Origin of the sequence: Flavobacterium sp. NRK F7, from assembly GCF_024054195.1 — a bacterium.
Taxonomy (GTDB): Bacteria; Bacteroidota; Bacteroidia; order Flavobacteriales; family Flavobacteriaceae; genus Flavobacterium.
Map to the genome: position 1 here is coordinate 1 of NZ_JAMXLB010000026.1, position 792 is coordinate 792.

1 pseudogene is annotated in these 792 nt (G+C 36.6%); it reads right to left on the reverse strand.

The window, feature by feature from the left end:
* A pseudogene (locus NHF47_RS17195) lies at positions 1 to 792 on the reverse strand (hypothetical protein); the annotation flags it as partial.

Below are 792 nucleotides of genomic sequence, written 5' to 3' on the forward strand. Positions count from 1 at the left end.
AACCCCCTAAATGATTGCTTGTATACGTACGTATAGGTCTGTAATATTCATCGTATAAAGTATAATTGGTTTCAGCAGCATTGGGGTTATTCACATCCAATACTTTTGTCCAAGAGCCTGTTGGTAACCCTTTTACATTGGTTGCCAAGTCTTGTCCTTCAATTTGAGAAGGTATTTGAGGTGCATCTGGAAAGGTATACGTATCATAATAACTTTTAGTCAAAATATCATTGGCACTTAATGCAAAAGGATTGCTTCCAGAAGTTACATTGTTTTGAAAACTTGCTCTATCGGTAGCTGAAACCGATAATTGTTTCCAACCCGTTTGTGTTACTCTACCCAATACATCATATTCTGTAATTAGCCAACCTTTATCGTTTTCACTAGCTGCTCCATAAATTTTATACGCAGGACCTGTTGCTACAGGTCTGTCTAATTTGTCATACACAATATATTCCCATTGTTCTTTACCAGGTAGTTTCTTTTCTACCAAACGGTTGCGAGAATCGTATTTGTATTGGTACCCCAAATTATCTAAAGTGCTTTGGTCACTAGCTCCTTCCGCTAAAGGAGGTATTACAAAGCTTAAATTTCCACGAATATCATACACATAATACGTATCATGAGCCACACCACCGTTATAGGTTCTTTTTAAAACTACTTGACCCGTTTTATTTTTAAACTCTTCGGTTGTATTATTAACACCTGAAGTCCAGTTTTCATCTTTAGTAATCGTTTTGTATAACGTATTAGCAGGATAATGAGGTTGCGGACTACTAATTACGGGTGTGA